Raw genomic sequence first — 8150 nt, forward strand, 5'->3', positions numbered from 1 at the left:
GGCCGGTGCGGGAAGCGGGTGAGGTGCGGGGGTGCGGGGGCCGCTCGGCGGCGCCGGGTGAGGCGGCGCCCCCGAGGGGCCGATCGCGGCCGGCCGGCTGTCCGCCGCGCGAGGGCGGTCGGCTCCGGCCGGGAGTGGGTCAGGTGCCGGGCGGGAGAGTGAAGTCGTGGACGGTGCCGTCGAACGCGGCGTACTCCTCGTAGCCCAGCAGCTCGTACAGCCGGGAACGGGTCTGCATCCGCTCCAGCAGCGCGCGCTGGTGCCCGTCGGCGGCGAGGGTGCGGAGGCCGTCCTCGACCGCTCCCATGGCGAGCCGCAGCAGCGTCACCGGGTAGAGCGCGATGTTGTAGCCGAGGTTCTCCAGAGTGGCGGCGTCGAGCAGGGCGCTCTTGCCGAACTCCGTCATGTTGGCGAGCAGCGGCACGTCGACCGCGGCGCGGAACGCCTCGAACTCCTTCTCGTCGGCGAGTGCTTCGGGGAAGACGGCGTCGGCGCCGGCGTCGACGTACGCCCTGGCGCGGTCGATCGCCGCGTCGAGCCCCTCGACGGCGCGGGCGTCGGTCCGCGCCATCAGCAGGAAGTCCGGGTCGCGGCGGGCGTCCACGGCGGCCTTGATCTTCCGCACCATCTCCTCGGCGGGGACGACCGTCTTGCCGTCGAGGTGGCCGCAGCGCTTGGGGTTGACCTGGTCCTCCAGGTGCAGCCCGGCGAGCCCCGCGTCCTCCATCAGCTGGACGGTGCGGGCGGCGTTCATCGGCTCGCCGAACCCGGTGTCGGCGTCGACGAACGCCGGCAGGTCGGTGACGCGGGTGATCTGCTGGGCGCGGGTCGCGACCTCGGTGGAGGTCGTCAGCCCGATGTCGGGCAGCCCCAGGTCGGCCGCGAGGACCGCGCCGGAGAGGTACACCGCGTCGAAGCCGGTCTCCTGGATCAGCTTCGCCGACAGCGGGTTGACCGCCCCGGGCACCCGCAGCAGCCGGCCGGACGCCAGCGCCTCGCGGAAGGCGCGGCGCCGTTCGGCGGGGGTGGTCCGGGTGTGCAGCATCTAGAACAGTCCCTTCGGGAGTTCGGCGTCGGACGTGGCGAGGGCGACGTCGTCGGAGACGGGGAAGAGCGCGTCCAGACCGCGGGCGTCCAGCTCCGGCAGGCTCTCGGCGGCTGCGAGGAACACCCGCTGGGCGCCCGGCTCGACGACGCCCTCGGCGAGGGTGCGGAACTTCGCCGCGTACTGCTCACGGGCGAACGGCCGCGCACCGGCCGGGTGGGCGTCGGCGACCGCCAACTCCTGCTCCACCACGCGCCCGTCGGTGAAGGTCACCACGGCCCGGCCGCCGAACGCCCGCTGCTCGGGGTCCGGGTGGTGGTACCGGGTGGTCCACTCGGCGTCCTCGACGGTGCTGATGCGGCGCCACAGCGCCACGGTGTCGGCGCGGCGAGCGCGCTCGGGCGCGTAGGAGTGCTCGTGGTGCCAGCCGCCGTCCTGGAGCGCCACGGCGAGGATGTAAGGGACCGAGTGGTCGAGGGTCTCGCGGCTCGCCTCGGGGTCGTACTTCTGCGGGTCGCCCGAGCCGGAGCCGATGACCTGGTGGGTGTGGTGGCTGGTGTGCAGCACCACCGACTCGATGTCCTCGGCGAACCGGTCGACCGGGCCCAGCTTCTCCCGCAGCGAGCGGGCAAGGTCGATGACGGCCTGCGCCTGGTACTCGGCGGAGTGCTCCTTGGTGTAGGTGTCCAGGATGGCGCGGCGCGGTTCACCCGGCGCGGGCAGTGAGACCGTCCACTCGGCGTCCTTGCCGTCCAGCATCCAGGCGAGGTAGCCGTCCTCGCCCTCGTAGATGGGGGACGGCGCGCCCTCGCCGCGCATCGCCCGGTCGACCGCCTCGATGGCGGCCTTGCCTGCGTAGGCCGGGGCGAACGCCTTCCAGCTGGATATCTCGCCCTTGCGGGACTGCCGGGTCGCGGTCGTGGTGTGCACGGCCTGCTGGACCGCCTGGTAGACGATCTCGGTGTCCAGTTTCAGCATCGCGCCCAGGCCGCAGGCGGTGGCGGCGGAGAGGTGCGCGACGTGGTCGATGCGGTGGGCGTGCAGGCAGATGGCGCGCACCAGCGCGACGTGGACCTCGTAGGCGGCGATGACGCCGCGCAGCAGGTCGGCGCCGGTGCGGCCGGTGTGCTGGGCGACGGCCAGCAGCGGCGGGATGTTGTCACCGGGGTGGGAGTAGTCCGCGGCGAGGAAGGTGTCGTGGAAGTCCAGCTCGCGGACGGCGGTGCCGTTGGCCCAGGCCGCCCACTCGGGAGCGACGCGGAAGTCGGGGCCGGTGCCGAAGACGGTGGCACCGGCACCACCGCCGGTCACCGGGTGCGCGGTGGCCTGGGCGCGGGCGACGGCCACGGGGCGGCGGCGCAGCGACGCCATCGCCACGGCGGCGTTGTCGATCACCCGGTTGACCGCCATGGCGGCTGACTCGGCATCGATCTCGGCGGCCGAGGTTCCGGTCGCCACGGCGGCGAGCTTCCACGCCAGCTGCTCCTCACGGGGCAGGTGCGAGGCGCTGGGGTGGACTCGGACTCGGTGGTCGATCACGCGGTCTCCTCGACGGTACGCGACAGCACGGTACACATCCGAGGATTCCCCGCGGCGGCGGGCGCCGCCACCGCTCCAGGCTGCGGATTCCGCACCGCCGGGGGCTGCGAAACGGCGAAACGTGCGAAAGATGCGGATGATAGTTTCGCAAACGGCTCGCCGGTGACGGCCGGGGCCGCGCGGGTGTGCGGCGGCTCACCGCGCGCGACACGGCACGGGCGCCGGGCGGGCGCACCGACGGGCCGGCAGCCGCCCCCGGGCGGGTGCACGACGGCGTGCCCGCCGGGCTGCGGAACCGGGGCACGGCCGGACAGAGCACGGCCGACCGGCGCACGAGGGCCGGGACAAGGGCCGGGCGAGGGCGGGAACGAAGGCGGGGAGCGGCGATGACGGCAGCGGAACCGGCGGACCGGGGGCGCGGCAGGAAGGTCTGGGCACACGCCCGGCTGCGGCGGCTGCGCCGCGAGCACGGCCTCAACCAGGTGGAGCTGGCCCGACGGCTGGGGATCTCCACCAGCTACCTCAACCAGATCGAGCACAGCCAGCGCCCGCTCACCGCGTCCGTGCTGCTCCGGATCACCGAAGTGCTGGGGGTGGAGCCGGAGTTCTTCTCCGGTGCCGACGAGGAGCGGCTCGCGACCGACCTGCGGACCGCACTCGGTGACGAGGCGTGCGGAGCGGAGGTCCCCGCCGAGGAGGTCGGCGAGGCCGTCCGCGACCACCCGGCGCTGGCCCGCGCCCTGGTGACGCTGCACCGGCGCTACCGCGACGCCGCCGAACAGGCCGCCGCGCTCGCCGACCGCTCCGGCACCCCGGCACCGGGGCCGACGGCCGCCGAACCACACGACCAGGTTCGGGACTTCTTCTACGCCCACCACAACCACTTCGCCGCACTGGACGCGGCGGCGGAGCGGCAGGCCGCCGATCTCGCCCCCTGCCCCGGCCGCGCACCCGACGTGGTGGACGCGCACCTGGCGCAGCGCCACGGCGTCCGCGTCGTCACCACCGCTCCACCGGCGGACGGACCGCCCGGCGGCCCCGTGGACGCGCGGCGGTACGACCCGGAGAGCCGCGTCCTGCACCTCTCGCCGTGGCTGACCGACGGCCAGCGGGCCTTCCAGCTGGCGACCCAACTCGGCCTGCTGGAACAGCAGGAACTGCTGCACGAGCTGTCCGGCTCCGCCGCGTTGACCTCGCCGCAGTCCCGCGCCCTGGCCCGTATCGGCCTCGCGACGTACTTCGCCGGCGCCTTGCTGATGCCGTATGCGGCGTTCCACCGGGATGCCGAGCAACTGCGGTACGACATCGAGCTGTTGCAGACCCGGTACGGGGTGGGATTCGAGACCGTCTGCCACCGGCTGTCCACGCTCCAGCGCCCCGGTCTGCGCGGGGTGCCGTTCTCGTTCCTGCGGGTGGACCGCGCCGGGAACATCTCCAAGCGGCAGTCGGCGACCGACTTCCACTTCTCGCGACTCGGCGGCACCTGCCCGCTCTGGACCGTCTACGAGGCGTTCTCCACCCCGGGCCGCGTGCTGCCCCAGGTGGCGGAGATGCCGGACGGGAAGAGGCACTTCTGGATCGCGCGGACGGTGACGCGTGGCGGGTGGGGCCACCGCGCTGCGCGGGCGACGTTCGCGGTGGCGCTGGGATGCGAGCTGCGCCACGCGCACCGGCTGATCTACTCCGACGGCATCGCGCTGGACGACCCGCGCGCCGCGACACCCATCGGCCTGGGGTGCCGCAGTTGCGAGCGGCGGGACTGCGCGCAGCGCGCCCGGCCGCCGGCCGCCGGAGCGCTGGCGATCGACCCCGACCGCCGCTCGTTCGTGCCGTACCCGGTGACCGAGACACGGGGCTGAGGCCCGGCCGGGCCGCTGCGCGCCCGGGCAGCCGACGAGCGGGCGGACATCGGGCCGACCGGCCGCGAGGCCACGGCAGCCCGGTGTCGGCCACCCGGCCGGGACCGGTGGGTGAGTGCGGGGCAGGGCGGGGCGGGGCCGCGGGCGCCACGACGGGTGAGCAAACCGGGCAAACAGCGTCGTGGGCGCACGTGCCGATGGCCGGTCGAGTGCCCTTCCGCGGGGGGTGATTGGCGGGAGGGCAGGGGGGCGGGGCTACCGTGCGCGGCGATCGGCCGTTTTCCCGGCCACCGCTCAGTAGGAGTTCACATGGCAGTGTCCCCGCCCGACTTCGCGCAGATCCTGGCGCCCGGCGCCGTGCACCCCGTCTTCGAGGACGGTACGACGCTCCGCGTGCGTGAGCTGCCCGGTGTGCCGCTGTCGCTGCCCACCGGTCGCCTGATCGCCATGGAGCCGTTCGGCGCGGGCATGGGCGACGCCGACGAGCTGGCGTTCCTCGACACCGTGGCGCCCGGCACCTACCCCGTGGTGCTGTCCCTGGTGGACGTGCACGAGCCCGACGGTTCCTTCACCGGCGACAGCCGGGTCGCCGCCGCACGGCTGGTCGTGAGCGAGGAGCCCGTGGCGCGCTGGGAGTTGGCGCTCTCCAGCGGTCAGGACCTGGCCGACCTGGAGGACGACGAGTTCTACGGCTACCCGGTCGACGGCGGCACCGGCTCGTTCATGGACGTCGAGACGTTCCACTCCATCGGCGACCAGGACTTCGGCGACCGCGTGCTCTCGGCCATGTTCCCCGTGACGGAGGAGGAGTCGACCGTCGAGCCGCCGGAGCCCGCGGACGACCCGGTGACGCTGCCCGTGGGCGAGGACGAGCACGCCGTCGTGGCGTTCTCCACCGGCTGGGGAGACGGCGCCTACGCCACCTGGACGGGTCGGACGGCCGACGGGTCCATCGCCTGCTTCCTCACCGACTTCAGCACCATGGACGAGGAGTACGAGGACGAGGCGGAGCATCGCGACGACGAGCACCACGACGGCGAGCACGAGGACGACCAGGTCGTCGCCGACGTGACGCAGGAGCGCGCGACCGCTTCCGCCTCGGCCTGACAGCGGCACCCCGCGCCCCCGGCACCGTCCCTGCGGCGGTCGGGGGCCGGGGCCCGAGGCGGCGGGGCTCCGGCCCGGAACCGTTCGCCGCCTGGACGCCGCCCCCCGGTCAGCCGAGGTCCGGAGCGGGCAGCGTCAGGATCGCCGGGGCCGAGCCCCACAGCTGCACCTCGACGGTGTCCAGCCGCTGGTCGCAATCGACCGACAGGGCGGCACTCCCGCCCTCCAGGACGGCGACGAAGCCGTCCTCGTCCGCACAGGCCAGTGGAACGCCGCGACTCAGCGCGATCCGCAGCGGGACGACGGCCGCCCCGGTGTGCCGGTAGTGCCGGAAGAGCATCGTCACGGACTGCTCGGGGTCGTACCCCGGGTGCAGCCCGGCGACCGGGCCGCCACCGTCGGACGGCAGCCAGACCGAGGGGCCCGGGTCGCCGAGTGCGGTCAGGCTGAACTCGCCGTCCGCCCCGGGTCGCGCCCAGCCCTGGGAGATCCGCGCCGTCGCCGCCGGTGACAGCCAGCGCAGCTCCGGATCCTCGCCGGTCAGCTTCCGGTACCGGGCCGCCAGCGTGCGGCGCAGCCGACGGCGCTCCGCGTCGGCGGAGCGGTCCCGCCGTCGGCCGCCGAAGTCGGCCTGCCGCGTCCCGCTCATCTGGCGCCCGCCCGCGACCGGCACCACCGGGCCGTTCCGCGCGGCTGTCCACCGTGTGTACCGCGCGGACCGCGCGACCCCCACCCACCCGAGAACACCATGTGTGTCTCCCCTCCCACAGCACGTCACGTACCCGCGCGAGGGGCGGGGTAAGAACTGATGACCGGTGGCGCGGGACGGATCGCCCGCACCGCAAGAGATTACGGCGCCTCTGCCGCGTCCGGCGGCGCAAGGGGTCCGGTGGGACGACTCTCACATTCCACACTACTTCGGCCGGGCACCCCGGGGACCCCCCTCATCTCCGCCGGGAACCGGGTCCGACCACCGAGGCGTCGCACTCGGGAGGGGCGCCCCGCTCGCCGTCGAGCGGCGGCAGAACCGTACGGGCCGGCGACGTGATAGCCGAACGTGACCCAACGAACCGCATGCGTGACCGATGTTGGTAGGTTCAGCTCGCAACATGACCGCGCCGGTCGGACCGGCGCAGCCGACGAACAGGGGTGGGGGCATGCGAACTACCGCGCGAAGGACCGGACGCGGACGGGGCGGAGGCGGACGGGGCGGAGGCGGGCGGGGGGTGCGCACCGCGGCCGTCTGCCTCGCGGGGGCACTGGCGCTCGCCGGGTGCAGCGGCGACAGCGAGACATCGACCGACGGCCGGGGGGCGCCGTCGGCGGGCGAGGAGGAGCCGGCGGCCGACGCCCGGGTCTCCGCGGAGTTCGCTGCCGACCCGACGCTGACGCTCTCCGAGCACCACGCCGGGCTGGTGCGCGCCGTTCTCGACGCCGACACCGCGTTCGTCAGCGACCACGGCGGGCTGACCGCCTACTCGCTGGCCGACGGCTCCGAGCGCTTCCGCGTCGAACCCGCCTCGCCCGGCGTCGACGCCTACGGGCCGGACGACATCCCGGAGGACGAGGGCGAGCGGCAGCGGTTCACCACCGACCTGGTCGACCTCCCGCACCCGCAGCTCACCGAGGTCGACGGGGTCGAGGTCCTCCTCGCCGCCCACCTCGTCGAAGCGGACGGCGACGGCGTACGCGGTTCGCTCATGGCCGTCGACGCTGCGAGCGGCGAGGAGCTGTGGGGTCTGGAACTCGACCCGGAACACTGGCGGAGCAACCCGTTCAGGCCCTCACTGACGCTCAGTGCGGCGCACGACGGACACGTGGTCGTCACCAGCACCAACGGGGACTTCCTCCATCAGCAGCCTCCCCTCACCCGCGAACGCCACGTCGTGGACCTCGCTACCGGCGGGATCGTGCGGGCCCTGGAGGACACCCTCATCGGACACGCCGACGGCGTCGTCTACACCGCCGTCGGCGCCGAGGGGATCATCGGGGGGACGCTGGTCGCCGCCGAAGCCGCCGACGGCGAGGTGCTGTGGGAGCTCGACGTTACCGACCAGGGCTCGGCCGTGGTCGGCCCGTGGCTGCTCCTCACGGAGTGGGACGGGCAGACGCAGGGCGAAGGACAACTGATCCGGCTGTCCGACCGGGAGGTCGTCCTCGACCGCGGCGAGGCGCCGGACGCGGCCCGCGGCTGCGTCCACGACGCCGAATCCGCGGTGACGGCCTGCGCACTGGAAGACGAGCTCATCGGCATCGACGCCGACGGCGCGATCACCTGGAGCATCCCCACCGACGGCGGCTGGGTCAGCCTGGAGCCGGGCAACGGCTACCTGTACGGCCGACCCGACGGCACCCCGCTGGCCATCGACGCGGCGACCGGCGAGATCGCGGCGGAGTTCGACCGCGACCCGGCAGCGGTCGGCCCCACCGGCGTGCTCCAGCGCGACGGGACCACCCTCACCTTCCACGCCTTCTCCTGAGGCGACGGCCCGGCTCGTCGGCGCAGGCGAAGTGGGACCACACCCCGGTGACCCGGAGGACGCCCTCCGCCTCCGCCTCGCGAGCCGCCGCGACCAGCCCCGGCCACTCGGCCGGGGCGC

6 protein-coding genes and 1 pseudogene are annotated in these 8150 nt (G+C 74.4%); 3 read left to right on the forward strand and 4 right to left on the reverse strand.

The features are described from left to right. Positions 1 to 139: 139 nt before the first annotated feature. Together prpB and HCJ92_RS08005 are read right to left on the reverse strand one after the other, a co-directional pair. Positions 140 to 1045: a methylisocitrate lyase gene (gene prpB / locus HCJ92_RS08000; protein WP_167932758.1), complete on the reverse strand. Its 906-nt coding sequence runs from the start codon at positions 1043 to 1045 to the stop codon at positions 140 to 142. Then, positions 1046 to 2584, reverse strand: a complete 1539-nt coding sequence (locus tag HCJ92_RS08005; RefSeq protein WP_167932759.1) for an MmgE/PrpD family protein — start codon at positions 2582 to 2584, stop codon at positions 1046 to 1048. It lies immediately after the preceding gene. 386 nt (positions 2585 to 2970) lie between these two features. On the opposite strand from HCJ92_RS08005, the gene HCJ92_RS08010 reads away from it, so the two are divergent. After that, positions 2971 to 4443, forward strand: a complete 1473-nt coding sequence (locus HCJ92_RS08010) for a short-chain fatty acyl-CoA regulator family protein (RefSeq protein ID WP_167932760.1) — start codon at positions 2971 to 2973, stop codon at positions 4441 to 4443. Between the two features lie 309 nt (positions 4444 to 4752). Continuing rightward, a complete protein-coding gene (locus HCJ92_RS08015; RefSeq protein ID WP_167932761.1) occupies positions 4753 to 5550 on the forward strand; it encodes a DUF4241 domain-containing protein in 798 nt (265 codons plus the stop codon). Between the two features lie 109 nt (positions 5551 to 5659). Here the strand turns inward: HCJ92_RS08015 and HCJ92_RS08020 are convergent, their stop codons facing one another. Next, the gene (locus tag HCJ92_RS08020; protein WP_167932762.1) at positions 5660 to 6199 is read right to left on the reverse strand and encodes a hypothetical protein; all 540 of its coding nucleotides are present in this window, start codon (positions 6197 to 6199) and stop codon (positions 5660 to 5662) included. A gap of 577 nt (positions 6200 to 6776) precedes the next feature. Here HCJ92_RS08020 and HCJ92_RS25555 point away from each other — a divergent pair. Continuing rightward, positions 6777 to 8030, forward strand: a complete 1254-nt coding sequence (locus HCJ92_RS25555; protein ID WP_167932763.1) for an outer membrane protein assembly factor BamB family protein — start codon at positions 6777 to 6779, stop codon at positions 8028 to 8030. 7 nt (positions 8031 to 8037) lie between these two features. On the opposite strand, the pseudogene HCJ92_RS08030 reads toward HCJ92_RS25555, so the two are convergent. Beyond that, a pseudogene (locus HCJ92_RS08030) lies at positions 8038 to 8150 on the reverse strand (alanine racemase); the annotation flags it as partial.

The organism is Streptomyces spiramenti, assembly GCF_012034385.1.
Lineage (GTDB): Bacteria > Actinomycetota > Actinomycetes > Streptomycetales > Streptomycetaceae > Streptomyces > Streptomyces spiramenti.

Excerpts from the sequence above, each read along its gene's own strand:
- prpB (WP_167932758.1), bottom strand. The coding sequence starts at position 1,045 with ATGCTGCACACCCGGACCACCCCCGCCGAACGGCGCCGCGCCTTCCGC.
- HCJ92_RS08010 (WP_167932760.1), top strand. The coding sequence starts at position 2,971 with ATGACGGCAGCGGAACCGGCGGACCGGGGGCGCGGCAGGAAGGTCTGG.
- HCJ92_RS08015 (WP_167932761.1), top strand. The coding sequence starts at position 4,753 with ATGGCAGTGTCCCCGCCCGACTTCGCGCAGATCCTGGCGCCCGGCGCC.
- HCJ92_RS08020 (WP_167932762.1), bottom strand. The coding sequence starts at position 6,199 with ATGAGCGGGACGCGGCAGGCCGACTTCGGCGGCCGACGGCGGGACCGC.